The sequence below is a fragment of the Paenibacillus sp. FSL R5-192 genome, assembly GCF_000517845.1.
Classification (GTDB): domain Bacteria; phylum Bacillota; class Bacilli; order Paenibacillales; family Paenibacillaceae; genus Paenibacillus; species Paenibacillus amylolyticus.
Genome location: NZ_ASPR01000078.1, coordinates 1 through 24,977, shown reverse-complemented (window position 1 = coordinate 24,977; position 24,977 = coordinate 1). Strand labels below are relative to the sequence as shown.

17 protein-coding genes are annotated in these 24,977 nt (G+C 47.4%); 13 read left to right on the top strand and 4 right to left on the bottom strand.

The window, feature by feature from the left end; all coding sequences use genetic code 11:
* The first annotated feature begins 34 nt into the window (after nucleotides 1-34).
* The 4 genes from C161_RS28965 (at nucleotide 35) to C161_RS28950 (ending at nucleotide 5,409) form a co-directional block, all read left to right on the top strand.
* On the top strand, nucleotides 35-871 hold the full coding sequence (locus tag C161_RS28965; RefSeq protein ID WP_036674659.1) for a PRD domain-containing protein: 837 nt from the start codon (nucleotides 35-37) through the stop codon (nucleotides 869-871).
* 138 nt (nucleotides 872-1,009) lie between these two features.
* Entirely contained in the window at nucleotides 1,010-2,938 is a 1,929-nt protein-coding gene (locus C161_RS28960; protein ID WP_036674656.1) for a beta-glucoside-specific PTS transporter subunit IIABC, read from the top strand.
* 47 nt (nucleotides 2,939-2,985) lie between these two features.
* Nucleotides 2,986-4,443, top strand: coding sequence for a glycoside hydrolase family 1 protein (locus C161_RS28955; RefSeq protein WP_036674654.1), 1,458 nt, complete (start codon nucleotides 2,986-2,988; stop codon nucleotides 4,441-4,443).
* Nucleotides 4,444-4,449: 6 nt separating this feature from the next.
* Nucleotides 4,450-5,409: a 2-keto-3-deoxygluconate permease gene (locus tag C161_RS28950; protein WP_036674652.1), complete on the top strand. Its 960-nt coding sequence runs from the start codon at nucleotides 4,450-4,452 to the stop codon at nucleotides 5,407-5,409.
* Nucleotides 5,410-5,513: 104 nt separating this feature from the next.
* Here C161_RS28950 and C161_RS28945 read toward each other — a convergent pair whose 3' ends face one another.
* Nucleotides 5,514-6,197 carry a type 1 glutamine amidotransferase domain-containing protein gene (locus tag C161_RS28945; RefSeq protein ID WP_036674651.1) on the bottom strand — a complete coding sequence of 228 codons (684 nt, stop codon included), beginning with the start codon at nucleotides 6,195-6,197 and terminating at the stop codon, nucleotides 5,514-5,516.
* Between the two features lie 383 nt (nucleotides 6,198-6,580).
* On the opposite strand from C161_RS28945, the gene C161_RS28940 reads away from it, so the two are divergent.
* A complete protein-coding gene (locus C161_RS28940; protein ID WP_051450029.1) occupies nucleotides 6,581-7,045 on the top strand; it encodes a hypothetical protein in 465 nt (154 codons plus the stop codon).
* A 115-nt stretch (nucleotides 7,046-7,160) separates the two neighbouring features.
* On the opposite strand, the gene C161_RS28935 is transcribed toward C161_RS28940, so the two are convergent.
* Nucleotides 7,161-10,181, bottom strand: a complete 3,021-nt coding sequence (locus tag C161_RS28935) for a DEAD/DEAH box helicase (RefSeq protein WP_156946190.1) — start codon at nucleotides 10,179-10,181, stop codon at nucleotides 7,161-7,163.
* A 5-nt stretch (nucleotides 10,182-10,186) separates the two neighbouring features.
* A complete protein-coding gene (locus C161_RS28930) occupies nucleotides 10,187-11,965 on the bottom strand; it encodes an SWIM zinc finger family protein (protein WP_036674649.1) in 1,779 nt (592 codons plus the stop codon).
* Nucleotides 11,966-12,244: 279 nt separating this feature from the next.
* Between C161_RS28930 and C161_RS28925 the strand changes: the two genes are divergently transcribed.
* Nucleotides 12,245-13,063 (top strand): endonuclease/exonuclease/phosphatase family protein, encoded by an 819-nt coding sequence (locus C161_RS28925; protein ID WP_036674648.1) that lies wholly within the window; start codon nucleotides 12,245-12,247, stop codon nucleotides 13,061-13,063.
* A 162-nt stretch (nucleotides 13,064-13,225) separates the two neighbouring features.
* Here the strand turns inward: C161_RS28925 and C161_RS28920 are convergent, their stop codons facing one another.
* Entirely contained in the window at nucleotides 13,226-14,005 is a 780-nt protein-coding gene (locus tag C161_RS28920; RefSeq protein ID WP_235193977.1) for a methyl-accepting chemotaxis protein, read from the bottom strand.
* Nucleotides 14,006-14,652: 647 nt separating this feature from the next.
* On the opposite strand from C161_RS28920, the gene C161_RS28915 reads away from it, so the two are divergent.
* The 7 genes from C161_RS28915 to C161_RS28885 all read left to right on the top strand — a co-directional run bounded on the left by C161_RS28915 (nucleotide 14,653) and on the right by C161_RS28885 (nucleotide 24,440).
* On the top strand, nucleotides 14,653-16,917 hold the full coding sequence (locus C161_RS28915; RefSeq protein WP_051450027.1) for a glycoside hydrolase family 88/105 protein: 2,265 nt from the start codon (nucleotides 14,653-14,655) through the stop codon (nucleotides 16,915-16,917).
* A 244-nt stretch (nucleotides 16,918-17,161) separates the two neighbouring features.
* A complete protein-coding gene (locus C161_RS28910; RefSeq protein ID WP_051450026.1) occupies nucleotides 17,162-18,499 on the top strand; it encodes an ABC transporter substrate-binding protein in 1,338 nt (445 codons plus the stop codon).
* A 47-nt stretch (nucleotides 18,500-18,546) separates the two neighbouring features.
* Complete coding sequence (locus C161_RS28905) at nucleotides 18,547-19,497, top strand: carbohydrate ABC transporter permease (RefSeq protein WP_051450025.1); 951 nt, start codon at nucleotides 18,547-18,549, stop codon at nucleotides 19,495-19,497.
* The gene (locus C161_RS28900) at nucleotides 19,494-20,342 is read left to right on the top strand and encodes a carbohydrate ABC transporter permease (RefSeq protein WP_036674647.1); all 849 of its coding nucleotides are present in this window, start codon (nucleotides 19,494-19,496) and stop codon (nucleotides 20,340-20,342) included. The genes C161_RS28905 and C161_RS28900 overlap by 4 nt, the downstream gene beginning before the upstream one ends.
* A gap of 28 nt (nucleotides 20,343-20,370) precedes the next feature.
* Complete coding sequence (locus C161_RS28895; RefSeq protein ID WP_036674645.1) at nucleotides 20,371-22,239, top strand: cache domain-containing sensor histidine kinase; 1,869 nt, start codon at nucleotides 20,371-20,373, stop codon at nucleotides 22,237-22,239.
* Nucleotides 22,236-23,840: a response regulator gene (locus C161_RS28890; protein WP_036674640.1), complete on the top strand. Its 1,605-nt coding sequence runs from the start codon at nucleotides 22,236-22,238 to the stop codon at nucleotides 23,838-23,840. Before C161_RS28895 ends, C161_RS28890 begins: the two co-directional genes overlap by 4 nt.
* Nucleotides 23,841-23,891: 51 nt before the next feature.
* Entirely contained in the window at nucleotides 23,892-24,440 is a 549-nt protein-coding gene (locus tag C161_RS28885; protein ID WP_036674635.1) for a GNAT family N-acetyltransferase, read from the top strand.
* Nucleotides 24,441-24,977: the final 537 nt, after the last annotated feature.

Here is a 24,977-nt window from a genome sequence, read left to right as displayed (position 1 = left end):
GGTCTTTTTTTATTTTTGTTGGGGGGTGAGAACATTGAAGGTTATCAAGAAAGTAAACAATAACGTGGCCATCGCTATTAATGAACATAACGAAGAGGTTTTTGTCGTAGGTAAAGGGGTCGGATTTCTGAAAACGCCCTATGAGCTGACGGAGACGGACTTGGTGGAAAAAATATTTGTAGCACCGAAGAACATCCGTATGTATGACCTGCTGAACAGTATTCCGATTGAGGATATTTATCTCGCGGAGGAAGTCATCAAGCTGGGCAGTCAGATCCTGAATAAAACATTTAACCCGAATCTGCTTCTCACCCTGTCTGACCATATCAGTTTTGCATTAACCCGAACCAGAGAAGGCATCCGTATCAAAAATCCACTGGAATGGGAAGTGCGGACACTCTATCCGGACGAGACCCGGGTGGGGGAGGCTGCGCTGAAGCTGATTCAGGAAAAAACGGATATTGCTCTGCCGATAGCCGAAACAACACTGATTGCATTACATTTTGTTAATGCACAGGTTGGATCGGGAGAGATGACGGATACCACCAAGGTGACTACAGTTACGGGCGAGATCCTGTCCGTGATCAAATATGCGCTCAAAATTGACTTTCAGGAGGATTCCATCCATTTCATGCGCTTTGCCACACATATCCGGTATTTCATTCTGAGGCAGATGAGCGGTAAGTCGCTCAAGGATGAGAATGAATCGCTTTTCCTGATGGTGAAGGAGAAGTTTCCGAAAGAACTGGCTTGTGTGGAGAAGATTGCTGACTTCCTGAAAAATAATTACGGCTGGACCTGTTCGGATGATGAAAAATTATATTTGATCTTGCATATTCAACGATTGATCTCAAATGAACCAACGGAATGAACTAGTGAAGGAACTAACCGAATAATCCATATTGGACTGTTACTGATTCGATCAGGCATGACCAAGCGTAGGGAATGACGATTCCCCGGCTTGGTCATTTTTTATATATCCAATTTATTCATGTGGAGGAGAAGGGTCATGAACAACAAAGACTTGGCTAAAAACGTACTTGATCTCGTTGGCGGCGAGCAAAATATATCGGGTCTGACACACTGTGCAACCCGTTTGAGATTCGTATTAAAGGATGATAACAAAGCAGACCTCAAGGCGCTGGATCAGCTCGAAGGCGTGCTCAAGGCACAAAATTCCGGTGGACAGGTTCAGGTTGTTATCGGTGCCAAAGTAGACGCGGTATACAGTGAAGTGAAGAATCTAACTTCTGACAAGATTGGCGAGCTTACGGAGTCTACAGACAGTGGGCCGAAAAAGAGACGTAACCCCGTCAATGTAGTGCTTGAAACCATCGCAGGTATATTCACGCCTGTTCTGCCAGCACTTGTTGGTTGCGGGATGATCAAATGTTTGGCTACCGTTATAACTGCCATGGGTTACCTGGAAGGCTCCGGTTTCCTAACAATCATTAACATGATCGGGGACTGCATTTTCTACTTCATGCCGTTTTTCCTGGCTGTCAGTGCAGCAAACCGTTTCAAAACCAATCCCTATTTGGCGGTAGCTCTTGCTGCGGGACTAATGCATCCAACCATTTTGAACGCTGCGGCTCAGATTGCTGAGACGGGTGTAAATAGTATTGATTTTCTCGGCATGCCGATTCTGTTGATGAAATATTCCTCTTCCGTCATTCCAATCATTTTGGCGGTATGGATTATGAGTTATGTGTATCCGATCGTCAATCGAGTGATTCCCAAGTTTCTACAGGTCCTGCTTACCCCAATGATTGTTTTGTTCATTATGATTCCAGTGGAACTGATCGTGCTTGGCCCAGTAGGATCATATATCGGTGACTGGTTGACGAATGGCATTAACTCATTGTTCTCTACTGCAGGTGTTCTTGCTGGTGCGATTCTTGGATTTTTCAAACCGATCATGGTTATGTTCGGTATGCACTATGCCATCATGCCTATTCAGGTTCAACAAGTGGCTACACTGGGCGCAACCGTGTTGTTACCAACGGCACTAGCGGCGAATTTGGCTCAGGCTGGAGCAGCCTTTGGTGTGTTTGTCCTAACGAAGAGTAAAACGATGAAGTCAGCGGCTGCTTCGAGTGGATTCACCGCTTTATTCGGGATTACCGAGCCGGCGATCTATGGTGTAACGCTGAAATACAAACGTCCGTTTTTCGCAGGTTGTCTGGCAGGTGGATTAGTTGGTGGATTCTACAGCTTGGTGCATACAACAGCGAATGCAATTTCACTTCCAGGTGTATTGGCAATTGGCACGTATACCTCTGATCGTTACATGTATGTCGTTATTGGTTGTATTGCCGCAGTTGTACTCGGCTTTGTGTTCACGCTGTTGGCGGGCATCAAGGAAGATACAGATGTAAATAAATCGAAGCAGCAAGCTACGAATAAAGTAAATAGCAATCAGACAGTCGTTGCCACAGAGGTAACTCCAGCGTCCGTATCATCACAGACATCCACATCTTCTGACATGCTTATCGTTAGTCCAATGACAGGGGAGATCAAACCGATCTCTGAAGTGGAAGATCAGGCATTTGCCCAAGAGTTGATGGGTAAAGGCATTGCGATCGTTCCGACAGAGGGCAAAGTATATGCTCCATTTGACGGGGTAGTCGAAGCACTATATCGTACCAAACATGCTATCGGATTGAAAGCTGCGAATGGTGTCGAGATCCTGATTCATATCGGGGTGGATACCGTCAGTCTGAAAGGGAAATATTTTAACACCCATATCGAACAGGGACAGACAATCAAGGCAGGGGATTTATTGGTTGATTTTGATCCGGAGGGCATTACATCAGCAGGCTATAACACCATTACATCGATTGTGGTAACCAACATGCAACAGTACGGAGATGTGCTGACTACAGCGACCAGCGGCCCGATCCGGGAGAGTGAACCTTTGATCAAGCTGATTCCATAAAACTTTTAATAAGACCTAATAACACGTAATAACAGGAGGAAACTAAAATGACGAATTCCAATTTTCCAAAAGATTTTTTGTGGGGCGGTGCACTGTCTGCCTGTCAGGCCGAGGGAGCTTATAATGTGGACGGCAAGAGTCTGACCATCCCTGAAGTGATGAAATTTAACGAGAAGAACGACCGCAAAGTGACCAAGCAGATCAGAGTGAATTGGGAGATGATTGAAGAGGCCAGGAATGACCCGGATACCGTGAAATATCCGAAGCGCCGGGGGATCGATTTTTATCATAACTTCCGTGAGGATATCGCTTTGTTTGCCGAGATGGGCTTCAAAGTATTCCGTTATTCGATTTCATGGGCCAGAGTATTCCCAGGTGGCGACGATGCCGCTCCTAACGAAAAGGCATTAGAGTTCTATGATCAGGTTATTGATGAATGTCTTAAACAGGGTATGGAGCCCCTGATCACCATCAGTCACTTTGATACACCAATTGTACTGATGGACAAGTTCGGAGGATGGTATAACCGCAAGCTGATCGATCTGTATGTGAACTATTGTGATGTGCTGTTTAATCGCTACAAGGGCAAAGTGAAATATTGGGTTACATTCAATGAGATCAACATGAGCGTGAAAGCATCGGCCAAAACGCTGGGAATCATTGATTATGATGCTCCAAATTATGAAGAAATGTTGTTCCAGGGGCTTCATCATCAATTTGTAGCTGCGTCCAGAGCAACCAAGATGGCACATGAGATTGATCCGAATAACCAGATCGGAAGTATGGTGGCTTATTTTACAACGTATCCTTACACTTGCAAGCCGGAGGACGCACTCCAGATGCAACAGGATGATCAGATGAAAAATCAGTTCTATCTCGATGTGCTCAATAAAGGCGAGTACCCTTACTATAGTAAAACGTATTTCAAAAACAAGGAAATCCAGTTGAACATAGAGGATGGCGATCTGGATAGCATTCGCGCACACACGGCTGATTTTGTGGGGATGTCGTATTACAACTCGATGATTTCCAGTAGTGATACCGAACAACTCGAACTAACGGCAGGTAATGTACACAGCGTATATAAAAACCCGCATCTGCCGGCTAACGAGTGGGGTTGGCAGATTGATCCCATTGGCCTGCGGTATACGCTGAATCTCGTCTATGATCGGTATCAAAAACCTGTCTTTATTCTGGAGAACAGCTCAGGCTTCTACGACAAACTGAATGAGGACGGAACGATCAACGATCCTTACCGGATTGATTTCCTGAGCAAACATATCGAACAGATGGGACTCGCCATTGCGGATGGGGTCGAAGTGTTGGGATACACGATGTGGGGGCCAATCGACATGATCAGTTCAGGGACCTCCGAGATGAGCAAACGGTACGGATTTATCTACGTCGATCAGGATGACTATGGCAATGGTACGCTGAAAAGATATCGTAAGGATTCCTTCTTCTGGTATCAGAATGTGATCCGTACCAACGGAGCAGAACTGTAACGCACCATGAACATTCTGGATCGTATCAAAAAAATACCCGGCGGCTTGCTGATTGTTCCTATGCTGGTCGCCGCGGTCATCAACACTGTGTTTCCATCGTTTTTTCAGATCGGAGATCCAACAACAGCGCTATTCACATCGAAAGGTACCATGGTGCTGATCGGTATGATTTTACTGATATCAGGAACACAGCTCAACTTGTCACAGCTTCTGGTGACTTTGAAGAGAGCAGGGGTGCTCTGTATTTCACGCCTCCTCATCAGCTGTCTGTTCGGCTGGGCGTTTGTGCACTTTTTTGGCATAAGTGGGGTCGGGGGAGTTTCTGCGGTAGCCTTCATTGCCGTTCTGACCAGTTGTAATCCAGGATTATATCTGGCCTTGATGAACACATATGGAGATGATGTGGATCGGGCTGCGTTTGGCATTCTGAATCTGATCGCCGTACCGGTTATTCCGGTCATGATATTGAATTCGGCAAGCGGTGTCGGTATCGATTATCTCAGTGTACTTGCTACGCTAGTACCTTTCTTTATCGGGATACTGCTTGGTAACCTGGATAGCAACATACAGAAGATGTTCGCTCCGGGAACACTGATTCTGCTGCCTTTCCTGGGTACCAGCTTCGGGTCCAATATTGATCTGCGTATTGCATTTCAGTCCAGTCTGTCCGGTTTGTTGGTCACGGTGTTATTTTTGCTGATCTGCATGTTGCCGCTCATTGGAATCGATCGCACGATATTAAGACGACCAGGTTACGCAGCGGCTGCGACATGTTCGGTTGCTGGATTGTCCATGGTGGTGCCTTCGATGGCTGCCGGGTTCAATCCGGCGTATGCACCATATGTAGACACAGCTATCGCTCAGATTGCGTTTGCCGTGATCCTGACGTCGGTGACCGTGCCTTACATCGTGAAGCGTTTGGCTGGAGGAACAGCAACGGAAGCTTCTGCTTCGACAAATCACTAGAAAAAAACAGCATGTGTTCTGTCAGGTCATGACGGATCACGTGCTGTTTTGCTTTGTACATCTATATGATCTCCTGGGGGAGGAGAGGGATCGATCGGTTTATTTTACAGACCCAGCAGTTGTTTAACACTTTCAGCTACAGCTTTGCTAGATTGCGGATTCTGTCCTGTGACCACGCGGCCATCTGTTGTGATATAGGAACTGAAGGCAGCAGCTTTATCATATTGTGCAGCGCGTTCTCTCAAAGCATCTTCCAGCAGGAAAGGAACATACTCGGTTTGTTGAGCCAATGTTTCTTCTTCATTCGTGAAGCCGGAAACGGTTTTGTCGTTGATCAAAAGCAGGCCGTTGGACAGCTTCACATTCAACAGGGCTGTAACCCCGTGGCACACGCCGGATACAACGCCACCTTTTTCATAGATATCACGAGAAAGCTCTTGAAGTTCGGCATTGTCCGGGAAATCCCACATTGTACCGTGACCTCCTGTGAAGTAGATTGCATCGTAGTCACTCGCGTTTACTTCGCTAGGTTTCAACGTATTTTTCAATTGGTTCATGAACATTTCGTTCTCGAAATAGGCTTTGGTGCTCTCATCCAGAGAGTCGCCCAGACTTTTCGGATCAAGAGGTACGTTCCCGCCTTTAGGGCTAACCAGATCGATCTGAACATTGTCATTATGGTCAAACTCTTCAATAAAATGAGTTGCTTCGCTCAGCCACAAGCCAGTAGGCTCGTCCTTTGTTGCGTACTTATCTACATTTGTTAGAACAACCAGTATCTTTTTCATATTAAAACCTCCCGTAAAATATATAACATAAATTTATAATAAATATCACAAAATTAAATTGTGTAAAATATATTATTAAATATAACATAACCATTTTCTAAAGTAAAATCATGAGCGTATCGTCGATCTCCAATGTGACTTTCAAGCGTAGGAGTAAAGAACAATCTAGTCGTAGTAAATATGCCTGTAAGAATGCACTTTTACTTATTATGCCCTGCTTAATTTACTCAAATTGTAAGCGGAGGTAGGCGTGTGTAAGGGGAAACGAAATTAATTCAAATTTGAAGTTAATTTGATTGTACAACTAGTTCTTTTGATTTAGAATGGCGGAAGATGCCAACAAAAAACTGGTACAAATTACATATATACTTGGAGGAACATTCATGAAACGTTCAGGCAAATTTTTCGCTTCAACAGTGGTTGCTGCTGTTGCTGCAGTATCCATCGTCTCTTCAGCTTCAGCGAGCACAGTTTCAGTCTCCAACATCTCTGGCGTAACACCTATCAACATTAGCAGTATGGATATCGAAACGGCTTTGATGATGGTTCAGAGCGAACGCGCCAAATTGCTGGATGCGCAATTGCAAACACAAATCCAGGAAGTACAGAACCGTAATCAACAGATCGCGGATTTGAACTCTCAATTGCAGATAGCCCAGCAAAACGGGGATGAAGCAGCTGTTCAAAAGCTGAAAGGTCAAATTGATGCTGCAAGCAACTCGCAACAGATGGACATGCTTCGTCTGCAGTCCATGTCCAACAAGCGCAATGAAGCGTTTGATGTCATGACAAACTTTGTCAAAAAAATGCAGGACTCAAGATCATCCATCATCGGTAACATGCGTTAAGAACGGATGATTAACTGCTGCAACAATACAAAAAGAGCGAAGTCGGAATTCAAATTCCGAAACTTCGCTCTTTTTGTGTTTCTCTTTTTTTATGATATATATCATCTAATCCAAGTTAGCCCGACCAGTCACGACGCCGAGTGAACAGATCCTGCAACTCGTCCGTCGACAATTCGGTAATCCAGTTCTCAGAGCTTGTGATGATGTTATCGCTGAGCTGCTGTTTGCTCTCCAACATCTCGTCGATCCGCTCCTCCAATGTGCCAAGAGAGATGAACTTATGCACCTGAACATCTTTGGTCTGACCCATCCGGTAAGCCCGGTCGGTGGCTTGATTCTCAACAGCAGGGTTCCACCAGCGGTCAAAATGGAAGACATGATTGGCTGCGGTCAGATTCAACCCCACACCGCCTGCCTTGATGGACAAAATGAAGACGGAAGGTTGCTTATCCTCAGGCAATGTACGGGATTGGAATTCCTCAATCATACGATCCCTTGCCGTTTTGGAGGTACCCCCGTGCAGATACAGCACAGGCTCCTGCAACTCCTGACGCAGTACCTGTTGCAGCATCTGTCCCATACCGATGTATTGGGTGAAAATAAGGCATCGCTCGCCTTCGTCCCGCAATTCCCGGACAAGTTCCATCAGTCGTTCCAGTTTTGCGGAGCGACTAATCAGCATCGCCATATCTTGCGGACTGTACACGTCATAAGCAGATGTTAATGCGCCGTCTTCAGGCAGTTCCTCAGGCAAAGCCTCTTTGGTCAACAGCAGAGGGTGGTCACACAGTTGCTTGAGCTGGGTTAACGCCGATAGAATGGCACCTTTGCGCTTGATGCCTTCCAGCTCTTTCATTTTATCCATCAGGGCCTGTACGGACTGGTCATACAATGCACTTTGTTCGCCCGTAAGGTGAATGTAAGTCTTCATCTCGTTTTTGTCCGGCAGATCAAGCTGGATATTGGGATCTTTTTTCTTACGGCGTAGCATGAATGGTTTCACCAATTGCTGTAGATCCTGCATGCGCTGCTCATCTTTATCTTTTTCAATGGCACTGATGAAGCGAGTCTGGAATGCCCGGGCGTTGCCCAGATATCCTGGATTGATAAAGTCATAGATCGACCACAGCTCGGACAACCTATTCTCGATCGGCGTACCTGTCATGGCAATGCGGTGTTTCGCAGGGAAGCTGCGGACAGCCAGCGACTGTTTGGTCTGGGCGTTTTTGATATTCTGCGCTTCATCGAGACAGATGCATGACCACGTATAGGTTTGTAACATCTCCTGATCCAGTGTAGCCGTAGCAAAGGACGTGATAATAATATCCACCTGCTCGGTCTGATCCCGGAATTCTTCTCCACTTAATCGGCGTGCGCCATAATGCAGACTGACATTAATGGAGGGTGCGAAGCGGCTAATTTCCTTTTGCCAGTTGCCCAGTACGGAGGTTGGGCAGATCAGAAGAACCGGGGCTTGTCCCGGCTTACGTGGTTCATGATCCTTGATGTGTAACAGATACGTGATGAACTGAATGGTTTTCCCGAGACCCATATCATCGGCAAGACATGCCCCAAGTCCGAATCTGCGCAGGAAACCAAGCCATGCAAAACCTTCCTTCTGATACGATCGCAGCTCGGCATGAAGCCCTGTCGGAATGGGCAGGGAAGGTGCGCCGCCTTGTCCGCCCCCGAGTTGTGCAATAACCCCGTTCAGGTGCTCATTCAGTTCTACTTCCAGCCGAATGTTTTGATCATCCTGTGGTTGCTGGTCTTCCTCGGTTTGTTGTCCTTCCTTCCATTTCTGGTTGCGATATTCCCGTTGCTCATTGTGCAGCAGATGCAGGTGCAGAATATCCTGGAATGAGAGTCCCTGTTCCCGATCTACACCGCCCATGGCACGACGTATCTGTTCCAGCAGATCGGGGTCGAGAGGAACCCATTCTCCACGGAAGCGAACCAGTCGTTCATTACGGGCAACAAGGTCGGCGAACTCATCTTCGCTGAGATCGGTGTCACCAATCGCAATTCGCCAGTCAAAATGAATAATCGAGTCCAGTCCAAAGAACGACTGTCCCCGTTCACTGCCTTCCTCCGGCTGCACCTTAGCACGCAGCTTTGGTTTCTTCTTACGGGCTGCTTCCCACCAACCAGGTAGCAGAACTTGCCAGCCCGCTGCGAGCAACCTGCCGCTATCCTGCGTCAGGAACTGCCAGGCTTCCTGATCTCCCAAAGGATCACTCAGCACATCCCGCCTACCACTAATGGAGCTTCCAAGACGCGGCAGATGTGCACGCAGCTGATCCAGCCATCCGGCCGAGCGATCCAGAATGAACGGTGTCCATACCTCTGGCCATTCACCTTCAAGTCTGCCCCGTGAATCCAGCATGACGGGCACCAATACAGCGGCATCCAGCTTGTTCTGCAACACCAATCGCAGCCGCCAAGATGGCTCATCCTCGTCCGGCTCCTGCAATTGCAGCATGGGTCTGAATGGTGCGGCATCTGCTTTCCAGCCAATGGATACGAGCCAGGACTGAGCATCCATCCCGGCTGTCTTGGGTAGAGTGCCACGCTCTGGGAACAACTGCGAGAATTCACGCCGCAGATCCGTTGCAGCTTCTTCCGAACTGTACCAGCGCTGGAATACAAAGGCGGAATAGGCCGCCCCAAGTCCTTCGGCATAACTCTCGTCCGTTTGCTGAATCGCTTTGGTAAGCGATGCCCGATCCTGCTTTTTCAAGCTATCCGGGTCCCAGGTCCACTGAAGCTGTCCTGCACGGTATGCCTCGAAGCTAGGTACGTATTTTCGTTTCTCTATGGAGGATGCCAGTGCTGGAGCTAGTCGAATCAGATGTTCCGCTTGCTCGTCCCACTTCCATTCAATATGAAGCAGCGTATGCATCTCGGCAAAAAAGGGAATCACTTCTTCCGCAGGCAGAACAACCAGCTCAATCTCCTCAATCTGCCGAACTTCCAGTTCGGTCCCGTAGAAGGAAGGCGCATGCCAAGCGAACAATCGCTGCTTAAGCGACTGTCCCGGTACAAAGTGGTGTGTGTTGAGTGCTCCGTAAAACAATGCATCGCCATATCCGGTTAAAGCGACGTGAACCTCAATCGTTTCAGTGTAAGGATGAATTAAGCTCATGAGATCAGTTTACCTTTCCGAAGCTCTTCCTGCAGGGCGCGCAGCCGACTGTTACGAACGGCGAGTGTGGTGATGAATTGCTCCCAGTGCGCTTCTTGCTTCATTTTTTTATAGATTTTGGACAGACGTTTCAACAGCTTCACCGCTGCTTTGTATCCGTCCCTGTTTTTGTGTCCGATATAACGCTCCACTGCCTGATGATAGAAGGGAAGCAGCAGCTCAGGTGCATCTTTTTCGATTGGTTGCAGCATCGCTACGCGGAATTCGAGAGGTTCCGTTCCCGTACTCAGCTGAAAATCAATCCATCTGCGCCACTGTCCACGCGAATGCATAGCATCCTCGTAGGCGGGGCGGGAGTGGGGAAGCATACTGACAAGCGTGTCCCACATACGGTTCTCTGCATCGGGCAGATGTTGAATGGCCGTATCCCATAGATGCATGTAATCATTCAAAGGTGTATTACGCCGATTCGCCAGAAGGGGGCCAAGTTGTACCAACCAATCCCCAAGTCGCTTCCATTCAGTCGAATCTGCGAGTACATGGAGAAAATGCAACAGTTGTTCTGGCGGGAAGCCGTAGGCCGAGCTTCCATGGATGAGTCGCTGCCATGCCTGATCATCTTGCCCCAGATGGAAGTGCATCCAGCTCTGCGCGAGTATGAGTGGTAAAGGCAGTGTTACGGCTTTGCCTGGTCTATCACTACTACTTCCATTATTTTGAGCGCTACCCAAGACACTCCCACCTGACTGGGAAGGTGACGAAGCGGCGGTTATATTGCGTTCTATATCATCTAGGATGGCCTGCTCCGACACTAACATGTCCCGCGACCCTTGAAGCTCAGGTACGATCCAGTTCAACCACAGTTGTCGATAGATCGGAGTGAAGAACATCATGCTGGCTGTCTCAGGCATCATCTGTTTGCGTAAATAAGCTGAGGTTTCGGCCAGTCTGCTCCAAAGTTGTTCAAGCTTGTTTCCCTTTAGACCTGAGAGGTCTAGTGGGTGGTTAAAAATCCGCTCAATGTCTTTCAGAAGTGCATCCACCGCGAGCTGGGCAGGGTAGCTCAAGTACACGGGGGTATGCGTGATGGAGTTACGGGCCGGTGGCACGCAGAATCGGATGAGGTGCAGCTGTACATGTAGTTCAAAAAGTTGGTCCATCGCAGCGGACAGCCTTGGTTTAATGGCATACAGCTCGTCCGTTGCTTCTTGCACGTAGGATGTGCTTGCTGTGCCAGTCCCCAGCCGTCTCAGACAAGAGTGGAACAGCTCGTGCCATTCCGAGATTTCGAGATCAGCAAGCTCTGTTGCACGTTCCTTGATCTGGCTGTATTGGTTGTCCGGAATGTCCATATCCTGTTGTTCATCGGCATCTGCATAGCTGGATATTCCTGCGGACATGGCCCCGACGGGTTTGGTCGTTTGTTTGAGTGCAGTACTGGAGTGCGCATTCACAATCGCATGCACAGGTCGCTCCAGTTGCTCGGCATAACTCATTAATACAGCCGTCATATGTTTGCATACGGAACTCACCGGGCAGGTGCAATGACTTGTAGTCAGGGATTGCATGCTTAGTGTGACCTCGTACTCTTCCGATCCTTGTACAACGGCCGAGATCCCTTGTTGTTCGGAATAGGTTAATGGTCCGACACGTTTCTGTTTATAATATTGAAATCCGCGCATGATCGTCAGGTTATTAAAATGCTCTGCAACCTGCCTGATTAACTGTTGCCACTGCGCATCATCCATCCTCATGTTATTCGGTATGTTCATCATTCCATCTCCTGGGGTAAACATAGGTTCAGTAATCACCACGTCTATGACGTGATGTTGTAAATTTGTTGTATCCATCATATCAGTTATGAGCCAATCCGTGCATGGGTTATGAAGAATTTGAAGTTATTTAGACCAACTGGAATCAGGATGAACACGTCAGTTCTGCTGGCGGACGGAATGCAAGAATGCACCATATTGTGTATGCTTATGGTATGTATTCCTTTCAGGAACGATGCAGGCCGGGGAAACGGCCATACTACACACAACAGGAGAGAGCATATGAAAATACTTACGTTAAACACACACGCCTGGGCGGAAGAGGATCAACTGAACAAGATCAGTCAACTGGCTGATTTTATTAATACACATCAATTCGATGTGATCTCCATGCAGGAGGTCAACCAATCCATGCAGGAAGCGGCGCTTTCTGAAGAAGAACTGAAGATGTATTATGCTACTGAATCCGACGCTGTGATTAAAAAAGACAACTATGCCTACGTCCTGCTTCAGCAGCTGACAGAACAATATTACTGGACGTGGATTCCCGCGCATGTCGGGTTCCAAAAATACGATGAAGGACTGGCGATCCTTAGCCGGACGCCGATTAAGCAGGCTTTTGGGGAATACGTGTCCCACATGCGGGATTATAACAACTATCGTACACGCAAGATTGTGGGAATCCAGACGGTTGTCCAAGGTGAAGCAACCTGGTTTGTGAACGGACACTATAACTGGTGGGATGATGCGCAGGAACCTTTCAAGGGACAGTGGGAGTTGACGGAGAGCAAGCTTGCCCCCTACATGGACCAGCCGTTATATATAATGGGTGATTTCAATAATGTCGCGGAAATGCGTGATGAAGGCTATGATTATATGATGAACAAAGGCTGGAATGACCTGTACACCACAGCATTGCAAAAGGATGAAGGAGCAACCGTGGTCAAGGCCATTGCCGGCTGGGCAGATAACAAACGCGATCTTCGGATCGACTATATTTTCTCCAATCGTCCGATTCGGGCTAAATCTTCCACCGTGGTCTTGAACGGTAAAAATGGACCGGTCGTGTCTGACCATTTTGGCGTCGCTGTAGAGATATAACAGCCGTGTGAGCATAAATCGTAAAGGTGATATCACCGCAAATACGAAACAAAGCCTCCGCTGACTTCCTGCAAAGGGAAGTGGCCGGAGGCTTTTCACATTCTAAATCATTTGTTATGTACATTTCATATCGTTTGTTCTTTCTGTTGTGGAACTCTATTGTTATTCGAGCGCCAGCATCTGATGTACAAACTTTTTCAGATTCGCGCTTGTCTCACTAAGCTGTTCGATACTTTCCATGAACTCGGTAACAAGCTTGGCCTGATCCACTGTTGCGGTTGTAATCTGACCGATCTCCTGCTCCATATGTTTCATGGAATCTTGCACGCTGCCTAGGGACGATTCGATATCAGCTGCTGCTTGTTTCGTATGATCTGACAGCTTACGTACTTCACTGGCAACCACACCGAAGCCGGCCCCCTGATCGCCCACACGGGCTGCCTCTATCATGGCGTTGAGTCCAAGCAGGTTGGTTTGTTCCGATACTTCACGAATGACGTTTGTTACTTTACTTACACTGACCGAGTTCTCTGAAGCTTTTTTGGAATTGCGCAGAATCTCTTCCGATGTCGCGGAGAGTTCTTCGGAATGTGCAGCAATCTGCTGAATGCCGCCGACGAGCGCATTAATGGTTGTTTCGTTTTCACGGATCAGCGTTTCCAGTGTCATGTGACTATCCAGTGCGTAGTTCACACCCAATATACCCACGACCTGATCGTTCTCTTTAATAGGGATTAGAATGGCATCAAAAGGTCTGCCCTGCAGATCACCAGGCATGCGTGCCACGGTACGGGAATCTCTGTTAGTCAGCATTTTGAAATGTTTATAATCATCATGCAGCTCATCCCCAACCTTCACGCCAATCTCCAGACTTTTTGCTTCGGAAAAATACAATACTTTCTCATGATCATTAATGGATATGGATATGTCGTCACGAAACATTTGGCTAACAAAAGGCATAGCATTTACCAGAGATTCAAGAGTATTCAATGTGCATCTTTCCTTCCCGATACAAAAAGTGGAATTTTTCAATCTATATAAGTTGAACTAAAGATATATTCACACGTACACTCCGATGACAGAATAACCTTCCAATCGCTGTTATCCCCAGATTTTTTTGATTCCCTTTTCTCAAGGGAAAAATCCGGTGATAGCGTATGCTTACGATGCAGCTTTCTTTCAGAAAGCTTTTAGGCGAACGCTTCGCTTTTTCAGTTTTTTCTGTCCTCTACGTTTCTGTGTAAATGATTAGTTCAACATATATAGTTTCTATATCGGTAACATTTTCCGTTTTTTTGAATTAATGTCCCAATGAAGGTGTAATTGGCGAAGGAAAAACCAAATCTTCTGATTTTTTGTAAGCGTAATCAAAAATCTGTAGCCACCACCGAACATGTCAGTTATACTGGGATTATTATTCGGTATTCAGAAGATAACCAAGGGACATACCTATTTCCCGGTAAGGGGATTACCCACCTAGGTTAAGCGCTATACTTTATTACTGCATATTAGTTTGGTGCTCCAGTGTGGACGGTATGAATGCTATGATATAAGACTTTATTTCAACAGAAGAAGGGTGTGTGCCATCGATGACGACCTATTTCAGTGAACCGCAGAGCATGTATTACCGATTTGGAGAAGATCAGGATCAGGTGTTGAAGGTACTGGCCGAGAGGTATATTGGAGCCAATGCACAGGCTGATTTTGTATATCGGGTATTCCAGAAGTCTGGTATTTTGCAAAATGAAAAAGGGCTTTATGATCTGAATTTAGGTAAACGCTTTCCTGATGCGCCTAAAGACCATATATCCTACGCAGCTGCATTGGTTTGGGGGGACGAGGACCGGAATCTGGACGTGTTGGTCCGCTGTTATGGGCCTGTTCGTTTCTATTTCAATGAGCAGTTGGTCTATCGCTCTACCGTAATGGATGAGATTAGTCCAGACGCAACGGTGAAGCTCAGCATCGATATCAAGCCTGGTTGGAACACCATTTGGCTGGAGATGAAAAACACCCCTGCCGGATTTGGCTGCCAATTTGGGTCAGATGAAGGAAAAGTGCGCATTTTGAATGTATATGCTCCATTTCAGGAGAGACAGGGGCAAGCGGGGTGGGTGTTCTCCCAACCGAACCCAGCCACGAGTAAACAACCGGACCTGCTTGGAAAAGAATCAGACGTCAGCTTGAACTGGCTGCCTGAGACAGGCTGGTCTGATGAAGATAAAACCAAGCCAGCTTTCGAGCGAATATACGGAAATCTTGCTGGTAAGCATGCTTATGCTTGGACCCACCTGAACAATAACGATTCAACCGGGAATGCAGTGCGATTGTCAGGTCAATCTTCCGGTTCTCTAAGTATATGGATTAGCGGCAAGCCTGTGGCGCAAGTGAAGGAAGCAGGTCCGTTCGAGGTGGATGTACCAGCCTCTTTTGGGCGGAGTGACCTGCTTGTCCGAAGTGAATGCATTGATACGGCGGCGGGACCGTGGCATTTTAATTTGAACGCATCCGTGTCGGGCAAGCCACTTTCACTGGAACTTCCTCAGCGTGTGCACGGTGCTAATGGAGAGTCTTGGTTATATGTCGGACCTTTTGAGTCGGAGGTTGAACCGGACTTGGCGGATCTGACTCGAACGGACCGAGTGTATCAAACGGGTCTAGAACAGACGTATTGGCGCTTAGATCGACCGGATGCTTGGATCAGACCTTATTATGAGAACGCGATGTTAAGCAACAAATGGACAGTGGGCAGTGTGACCAATTATGGTCGCTGGGATTATCCATTGGGTGTCACTGTATATGGTCTATTACGGACGGGGCGTTATTTGCAAAGACCGGACATTACACGTTATGCGGCTGAGCATGTGCAGGCATGTACCCAGATGTATGAATACTCCTTATGGGATCGGGAGCAGTATGGTTTCCCGGCAGTCAATCAACAATTGGTCATGCTGAAAATGCTGGATAACTGTGGTTCTTTTGGTTCGGCCATGCTAGAAGCGTATTCAGAGTGTCATGAACCAACGTTTCTTCCGATTGCTGAACGGATTGCAGATTTCATGCTTTCCCTCCTGGAACGGCAGGAGGATGGTGCATTTTATCGCACATGTGTAGGGGAGTATGCCGAGAATACCATGTGGGCAGATGACCTCTATATGAGCACGCCGTTTCTCGTTCGTTATGCACGGGTGACAGGCAACTCAGCCGCATTGGATGAAGCCGCCAGACAATTTTCACTGTATCGGAAGTATCTGTTTATGCCTGAGTTCAAGATCATGTCACATGTGTATGATTTCAAATACGGACAGGCAACGCAGATTCCATGGGGACGGGGAAATGGCTGGACACTGTTTTCCTTGACAGAGGTATTGGAAGCTTTGCCAACAGAGCATCCCGAGCGCCCAGCCTTAATAGATTTCTTCAATGAGCTGTGTGAGGGGTACGCAGCGCTTCAAGGGGAAAGCGGGTTGTGGCATCAGGTGTTGAATGTTCCGCAGACGTATGAAGAAGCCTCCTGCACGGCGATGTTTGCCTATGGTTTTGCGAGAGGTGTACGCTTTGGCTGGTTCAAAGACCCAGAAGTTTACGTCACAGCTGCCGAGCGGGCTTGGAAGGGACTTATCTGCAAAGCCATTGATCGTCAAGGGAGTGTGCATGGCGTGTGTAGCGGATCACGATATGCGTTTACGGCAGAGTATTATGATCAGGACTTGCGTACCGTTACCAATGACAATCACGGAATAGGCATTATGATGCTGGCAGGAACTGAAGTAGCAAAAATGAAGAAACATCTGGCTGAACACAGGGTGTTTTCACCTGCCGTCTCACATTCCTCACAGACCGCCGAGGTCTGATTTTCATACTATCGTTTCTATACAACAGTCTTCTGCTCCACGTAATACGGTTGTATATCCGTAATCATATTTGAGACGGGATCATCACCGCCGGGAATATCATTCCTGGTGGTTTTTGATTCCTGTAACTCCTTACTTTTTTGACAGGAAAGCTTACTTTTGTTTATGTCATGTACAGTAATAGACCGATACAATAGGTTTTGTAAGCGATTCCATAAATGCAAAAAGGGGAGGAAATTCATTTATGATGATTACAAAAAAGTGGGTAACCCTGTTCTGTCTGTCCCTGTTATTGTTCGCTACAGCCTGTTCTGGAGGGGCCACCGATACATCTTCTTCTGGGGAAGCAAGTGGAAGTGAAGGAGATTCATCAGGCAAGATTGAACTGCGCATGACCTGGTGGGGATCACAGACCAGACATGATCTGACGACCAAAGTGATCCAATTGTTTGAAGAGAAACATCCGGGAATCACCATTAAACCTGAATATTCCGGTTGGGACGGTTACTTTGACAAGTTGACTACACAGGTAGCCGGTTCAAATGCACCAGATATCATCCAGATGGATTACGCCTTTTTGACTGACTTTGCCCGGCGTGGTGCCTTGCTTGACCTGACTCCGTTTGCAGAGAGCAAAGAGCTGCGGACAGAGGATCATGATCAGAGCATGATTACAGCCGGTTCGATTGACGATAAATTATATGCGATTACCCTCGGAGTTAACGCACCAGGTGTCATCTATGACGCCACCGTATTTCAGGAATTAGGTATAGAAGAACCGCAAGAGAGCTGGACATGGAAGGATTTTGGGGATATTGCAACCAAGATCGCCGCAGCCAAAGGTGAGGGGTTCTATGGATCGGCAGACATTTCCGGTACAACGAACATGTTTGAAGTGTTTATTCGGCAATCCGGAAAAGGATTGTTTGATGGTGGCACAATGACCGCTACCAGCGAGGAGCTTCAACAATGGTTCGATATGTGGAGCGCACTACGCGAGAATGGTGGAGTGACTACAGCGGAGATAACGGCATCCACAACCAATGCGTTGGAGACACGACCGATCTCACTGGGCACAGCCGCCATGGACTTTGCATGGTCCAATCAATTGCTGACATTCCAGCAGGTGAACAAAAACCAGGATCATAAGCTTGGCATACAAGTGCTTCCGCATGGTGTAGGTGAAAAGCAAATCGGTGAATATCTGAAACCAGGCCAGTTCCTCTCCGGTTATGGCAAAACCAAACATCCGAAGGAAGTTGCAATGTTCATTGATTTCATGGTCAATGATCCGGAAGCAACCGCTATTCTTGGTTCTGAACGTGGTGTGCCGGTTAACTCCAGCATTCGTGAACAGATGCAGCCAACGCTGCCGGAAGCGGAGCAAACCATTTTCCAATTTATCGATACTGTATCGAAGAACTCCAGCGAGATTGACCCGCCATACCCGCAAGGATTTGCTGAAGTGGACACAAGTTTCAAGAGCGCAAGCGAGCAGATCGCCTTCGGTCAAGGCAATACTCCAGATGTCATTGCCCAGTTTATTGAAGGAGCCAAGGCTACGCTTGGATCGAGTCAATAATGATTGAAACTGTCTCACACTTCTAATTCTGCGGGGAGGTTGCGAAGATGACGACATCACAGGTCGGTCAAGCCCGAATCGAGCGTGTAGCTACCCGGCGGGTAAAACGGAGATATGCGCATAATGGAGCCGCACTTCTATTTCTCGCCCCATGGCTTGTCGGATTGTTATTTCTCACCTTAGGTCCAATGTTGGTATCCTTGTACATTTCGTTCACCGATTACAGTATCCTGGCCGCCCCTTCCTGGGTCGGTCTGGATAACTACACCACGATGTTTACATCGGATAAACTGTTCACTCAGTCGCTCAAAGTCACCTTCACGTATGTCGCTGTATCCGTACCGGTCAAATTGATCTTTGCGCTGCTTGTAGCGATGTTGCTCAACAAAGGGATTCGAGGATTAGGTATTTATCGGACAGTGTATTACATCCCGACATTGCTTGGAGGTAGCGTGGCGATTGCGATGTTGTGGCGTAAAATGCTGGGTGGGGACGGGCTACTCAATAGTGTTCTTGCCATGGTAGGCATTAAAGCGCCCGATTGGGTAGCGAATCCGAAATATGCTCTGTACTCCATCGTGCTGTTATCCGTGTGGCAGTTCGGATCGTCGATGATTATTTTCCTAGCAGGCCTGAAGCAGATTCCACCCGAATATGATGAAGCCTCAGCGGTAGATGGTGCAGGTCCCCTGCGGAGATTCTTCTATATAACGTTGCCGATTCTGTCACCCGTTATCTTCTTCAATCTTGTCATGCAGCTGATTACATCCTTTCAATCGTTCACGCAGGCTTTTGTTATCAGTAATGGTAGCGGAGGGCCAGTGAACTCAACCCTAATGTACTCTCTGTATCTGTACAAAAAAGGATTTTCATTCTTTCAGATGGGCTATGCTTCTGCGATGGCCTGGGTGCTGGTCATCCTGATTGGCGTATTTACATTGCTCGTATTCCGCAGTAGCAAGCTGTGGGTGCACTATGAGGATGGTGGGAAATCATGATTGGACAACGGAACTCTACAGCATGGGTCGTCAGCAAACATGTGTTGATCTCAGGCATCGCCTTTGTCATGCTCTATCCGATCCTCTGGATGCTGGGCAGCTCATTCAAACCGGGACATATGATCTTTACAGAGACCTGGTTTTGGCCACAGGAATGGAATTGGGAAAATTACATGAATGGCTGGGCGGGAATTCAGGGCAACCCGTTCTCCCGCTTTCTGACCAACTCTGTCATCCTGTCGCTTGGCGCCGTACTGGGCAATGTCATCTCCTGCTCTATGGCGGCATATGCCTTCGCCCGACTGAATTTTCGTTTCAAAGCTATCTGCTTCGGACTGATGCTTATGACGATCATGCTGCCCCATCATGTGACGCTGATCCCGCAGTATATCCTTTTCAACCACCTGGAGTGGGTGAATACGTATCTGCCTCTCGTCGTGCCAAAATGGCTGGCGACCGACGCATTCTTCATTTTTCTCATGGTACAGTTCTTCCGGGGATTGCCCAAAGAGCTGGATGAGGCGGCTACCATTGATGGATGCGGTCCTGTGAAAATATACACCAAAATCATCATACCACTGGCTTTCCCAGCATTGGTCACTACGATGATCTTTACATTCTTGTGGACATGGGACGACTTCTTCAGTCAGTTGATCTACCTGAGTGACGTTAGCAAATACACTGTGCCGCTGGGTCTGCGCCTGTTCCTTGATTCCAGCTCTCAATCCGATTGGGGCCCGATGTTTGCCATGTCGGTGTTGTCGCTGGTGCCATGTTTTATCGTATTTATCGTGTGTCAAAAGTACTTCGTGGAAGGAATCGCGACCTCTGGGCTCAAAGGGTAATTCCAAGACGAAACGAGTTGATTTTTCCATGAGGAAAGGAAGATGGTCTTCATTCATTAATCAAAAGCTGCAACAAAGCAAGCTCTCCACGTTGATGGTGACTTGCTTTATTGCGTTTAACCTGTTGCTTGTCTCGGTTGTTGTCTGGCTAGCATATCAGTCTTTCTCAGCAGTCACCTTTGCCGAGATTAGCAAAGCACGCCTGGCTCTTCTGAACGAAAGCACACGTCGGGGATTTGATTTCATCACAGGGGTAACCGGAACCGCTTATGCTTTGGCTAGCAATCGGGAACTGTCCAGTCTGCTCGAAACGGCTGATACAGGCAGGCTTGCACAGATTCACCAGCGGAGAGAGGTCTCTCGAATTCTGGATCATACCATGGTCGTGAGTGAAGGCATCACTTCCATTGAACTGTATACGGATGCCTTTAATGAAGTGACAGTGACTATGGCTGATCGCATATTTCCGGTGGACACCATCGCACACGACTCTTGGTTTGCTACGCTGGAAAAGGCTGATGCGGCTTGGGTTCCGCTGCGTGAGAACGAATCAGGCCAATCCCTGGTCGGATACGCCCAGCGGATTTTCGACAGTCGTGGTGGAACGGTTGCTTATGTGCTCATTCGACTGAGTAGAGCGGACATCGTACGCAGGTTTGCTGATGTACCCATGGTGCTTGATGGAAAAGTCCTGTTGGTAGATACGGCTGGTAATGTCGTAATGCAGATGGGGAGAGTTGATCCAACAGGGGAGAAGGAACGGGCGGATCGAAGAAATGAAGCTAGTACAGTACAGGAAACGGGTGAAGCTGTAAATTCATCTTCTTCTATTATAGATAGTGCATGGATTCAGGAACATGTACAGCATGGTGCAGACGGGTACGAAGTAGTTTCCGGCCAACCTGGAGGTGCTCAATTGGTGCTGTACTCCAGGCCAGCCATGCTTCAGTGGCGCCTCGTACAGACTATTCCGGTATATACACTGTTATCTCCGCTCAGACAAGCAGGCTGGCAGATCCTCGGCATCGCCGTGCTGGGACTATTATGCTCGGCTGTGCTGGCGTACCTGTTTGTAAGGCAGATCATCGGACCTTTGCGACAATTAATCAAGCGAATGAGACAACTGGAGAAAGGGGACTTCGATACCCGGGTCCAACTTTCGTTTACGGAGGAATATGCCCATTTGGCTTATGGCTTTAATCACATGGCTTCACAGCTCACGACGCTGATGGAACAGGTGAAGGATGAGAGCCGGGCCAAGCGTGAAGCCCAGACGGGCTTGCTTGAGGCCCAGATCAAACCCCATTTTCTATACAATACCCTCGACATGATCCACTGGCGCGCACTTGATTACGAAGCCAAGGATATCAGTCGCATGATTGTACAACTCAGTAAGCTGTTACGGATCGGGCTGAGTGGAGGGAGATTGTTTATAAGGGTTCGTGATGAGTTGGAACATGCCCGTTGCTACGTTAACATCCAGTCAGAGCGGCTACCGTTCTCCATTCAATATCAGGAGCAGATCGATCCGCATATTCGCGGTTGTTACATTCCCAAGATCATTTTGCAGCCCTTCATCGAAAATGCCGTTATGCACGGGCACCCTGAAGAAGGCACACTTCGAATTCAGGTGCATATGCACGAAGAGGTTGGCCCGCATGAGGATATCGTCATTCGTATCACGGATAATGGGCGGGGGTTGCCGGAGGGGTGGAAACTCGAAGAGACGTGTGGCATCGGTGTAAGGAATGTACATCAGCGCATCCAGCTTTATTGTGGGAGGAGGTATGGCGTTCAACTGGGTGATAGAGAGTCAGGTGGCGTGGAAGTGACCATTACGCTGCCGCGTATTGAGACCGACGAGCAATTAAATCTATGGCTGGACGGTGAAAAATGATGAAGACCATTATGCTTGTTGATGACGATCCTCATATTGTAAAGGCATTAACAGATCATATCGATTGGCCTTCTATGGGCCTCAGCATTGCAGGCACTGCTTCCAATGGCTTGGATGCGCTGGAGCTGTTTCACCGCATGCATCCAGATGTCGTTATGACTGACGTATATCTACCGGGGATGACCGGGCTTGAGATCACACAGACGTTGCGACGTGATCATCCCCACTTGCCGATCATCATTCTTAGTGGATATGACGAATTCGAGAACGCCCGGGCAGCCATGCGCTGGGGGGTGAATCACTTTTTGCTGAAGCCGGCAGAGGTTGAGGAGATTGAGTCTGTGCTGCGTGAGGTGTTACTGGAACAAGATGTGCGAGAGCGGCATGAGCGACTGGAGCAGACGTACAAGCAGGAGGTCGGACGGGTACTTCCGTATTTGCGCAAACAATTTCTTCACGAACTGCTGACTACGCGATATCGGGCAGACGAGCTGCCCAAAGAACGCATGGACTATATAGGCATTCATATGTCCTCCCAGACACGCGCCATTAGCCTGCAACTGAATCGCCCCGTATTTTTGACACGAATGAAAGAACGGGATTGGCAGCTTCTCCGCTATGGGGCGGCCGATATTATTCAGGAAACGGTGAAGGAGCAAGCGGCGCGCATGAATGGTCAGGTAGAGATTGTTGATTATTCGGATCAGGTATTTGTGTTGCTTCTATTAGGAGATAAAGATCATCTGGAAGAATGCCTGCCATTCGTGGAGAGGATGATCGATCAGATCTTTACGTATCTGAAAATTGAAGTGAGTGCTGGAATCGGAAGATCCAAGAGTCACCCATGTGAGGTGATAGATTCCTATCTCGAGAGCAGGGAAGCGGTGGAAAAAGCAGAGTTTCAAGGTGGAAGTCGTATCTACCACTATGAAACATCAGAGGAAACAGAACCAAGTGTGACCGATTATTCATTATTGCTTCGTCAATGGAACGAGGCTTGGGCGGATATTCGACCTGACTTGGCGGAAGAGGTATGGCATCATATTTGCCTTTTGCTGAAAGAGGGGAAGTGTGTTGGGATACAGGATGTACAGGTTGTGGCGGTCAGTCTGTTTGACACGTTGATGCATAGCTGGAACCGACTTCATCCTATGTCAACGCCGCCGCTGGCGATGAGTGATTTTTTGCGTGAAATTCAATCGAAATATGCTTTGCATGATCTGGTAAAGTGGATGGATCGTATTATCTGCGACTGGCTGGAACAGATACGTAAGGAGATGAGCGAGAAGAAAAGCAATAAACTTATCGAGCAGGTGAAACAGTATGTAGAGCTTCATTACGCCGAAGAGATTAGTTTTGAAGCGATAGCCAAGGGGCTGTTCGTACATCCGAAGTATCTGAGTCAACTTTTTAAAAGGGTGACCGGTGAGAATTTCGTCAGTTATTTGAACGGGTACCGGATTCAGCGAGCGTTGGAACTGTTGCAGTCGGGACATTACATGGTATATGAGGTGAGCGAGATGACGGGGTTCCGTAATGCAACGTATTTTAGCCAGGTGTTCAAAATGCTTACGGGCAAGAGTCCGTCTGAGGTGGGGTAGAGCGATACAGGTACAGTAATTAAATAAAGTGGAAGAGGAGGTATGGTTCTTATGATGATCGATCAGCAGGAATATTACATTAAAGGCTTATCTTACTCCATTAGATCGGCAGAGGAAAAGGATGCTGAGACCTTGTCTTCACTACGTGTACAAATCGATGGGGAAACCGAGAACATGGATCGTGAAGAGGGCGAGGCGTATATCGACGCAACCGGGTTTAGGAGGATCATCCATTTGGACAGTGAGAAGTCACGGAATCTGTTCCTTGTTGCTGTAGTAGCGGGTGAGATTGTGGGATACTCCCGATGTGAAGGTACAGTGCTGAAGCGCTTTTGCCATAGAGTTGAGTTCGGCGTGTGTGTAGCCCGAGAGTTCTGGGGGCATGGGATTGGCAAGAACTTGTTAGAGAAGTCGATAGAATGGGCAGACCAGACTGGTGTAGAGAAGATGACGTTGAACGTGCTGGCATCCAATGAAAAGGCAATCGAGTTATACCAAAAGAGTGGCTTTGAGATCGAAGGTATTTTGAAAAAGGATCGTAGACATGCGGATGGACAGTATTACGACACGATAGTGATGGGCAGGTTCAGAGACTTATAATGGTATAAAAAGTGAAAAGAAGAATCTATATAAGCCCACAGCTTACGGAGTTTAATTATTAGATTTGATACCGACATAATAGATAGCAGTGTTATTGAGAAGATGTATTATGTTTCTTATCTTATAGAACGAATGTAATGATGTTGAATGAGTCTATTCACAACCTATTATTGAGATAGATTAGACCGGTGAGTGTATATAGGATATAGTAAGAGGATATTGCCATTGGAAAAAGAGATTATGAAGAGATTGAATCAAATATATAATAATTTTTCAGATGGGATATTTTACAAGTAGTAATTGTGTTGTGTATATGATATATTCTATTTCCGGCCAAAAAAACACGAGAAACAAAGTGCCGCAGGCAAAACATATAAGCTTCGAAAGAAACTTAAAAAAAGAGCTTGCTAAGTTGGTTCGGAAGTGTTATGATATAAAAGTTGCTGAGGAGAACAACGCTCGGTAACGAAAACAAGTTTGATCTTTGAAAACTGAACAACGAGTGAGTAAACATTCTGCTTGCAGAATGAACGCGAA

Bases quoted from the DNA above. Each gene is read 5' to 3' on its own strand.
- C161_RS28960 (WP_036674656.1), top strand. From the start codon at position 1,010: ATGAACAACAAAGACTTGGCTAAAAACGTACTTGATCTCGTTGGCGGC.
- C161_RS28910 (WP_051450026.1), top strand. From the start codon at position 17,162: ATGATGATTACAAAAAAGTGGGTAACCCTGTTCTGTCTGTCCCTGTTA.
- C161_RS28905 (WP_051450025.1), top strand. From the start codon at position 18,547: ATGACGACATCACAGGTCGGTCAAGCCCGAATCGAGCGTGTAGCTACC.
- C161_RS28950 (WP_036674652.1), top strand. From the start codon at position 4,450: ATGAACATTCTGGATCGTATCAAAAAAATACCCGGCGGCTTGCTGATT.
- C161_RS28945 (WP_036674651.1), bottom strand. From the start codon at position 6,197: ATGAAAAAGATACTGGTTGTTCTAACAAATGTAGATAAGTACGCAACA.
- C161_RS28900 (WP_036674647.1), top strand. From the start codon at position 19,494: ATGATTGGACAACGGAACTCTACAGCATGGGTCGTCAGCAAACATGTG.
- C161_RS28915 (WP_051450027.1), top strand. From the start codon at position 14,653: ATGACGACCTATTTCAGTGAACCGCAGAGCATGTATTACCGATTTGGA.
- C161_RS28940 (WP_051450029.1), top strand. From the start codon at position 6,581: ATGAAACGTTCAGGCAAATTTTTCGCTTCAACAGTGGTTGCTGCTGTT.
- C161_RS28920 (WP_235193977.1), bottom strand. From the start codon at position 14,005: ATGTTTCGTGACGACATATCCATATCCATTAATGATCATGAGAAAGTA.
- C161_RS28890 (WP_036674640.1), top strand. From the start codon at position 22,236: ATGATGAAGACCATTATGCTTGTTGATGACGATCCTCATATTGTAAAG.
- C161_RS28885 (WP_036674635.1), top strand. From the start codon at position 23,892: ATGATGATCGATCAGCAGGAATATTACATTAAAGGCTTATCTTACTCC.
- C161_RS28930 (WP_036674649.1), bottom strand. From the start codon at position 11,965: ATGATGAACATACCGAATAACATGAGGATGGATGATGCGCAGTGGCAA.
- C161_RS28925 (WP_036674648.1), top strand. From the start codon at position 12,245: ATGAAAATACTTACGTTAAACACACACGCCTGGGCGGAAGAGGATCAA.
- C161_RS28955 (WP_036674654.1), top strand. From the start codon at position 2,986: ATGACGAATTCCAATTTTCCAAAAGATTTTTTGTGGGGCGGTGCACTG.
- C161_RS28895 (WP_036674645.1), top strand. From the start codon at position 20,371: ATGAGGAAAGGAAGATGGTCTTCATTCATTAATCAAAAGCTGCAACAA.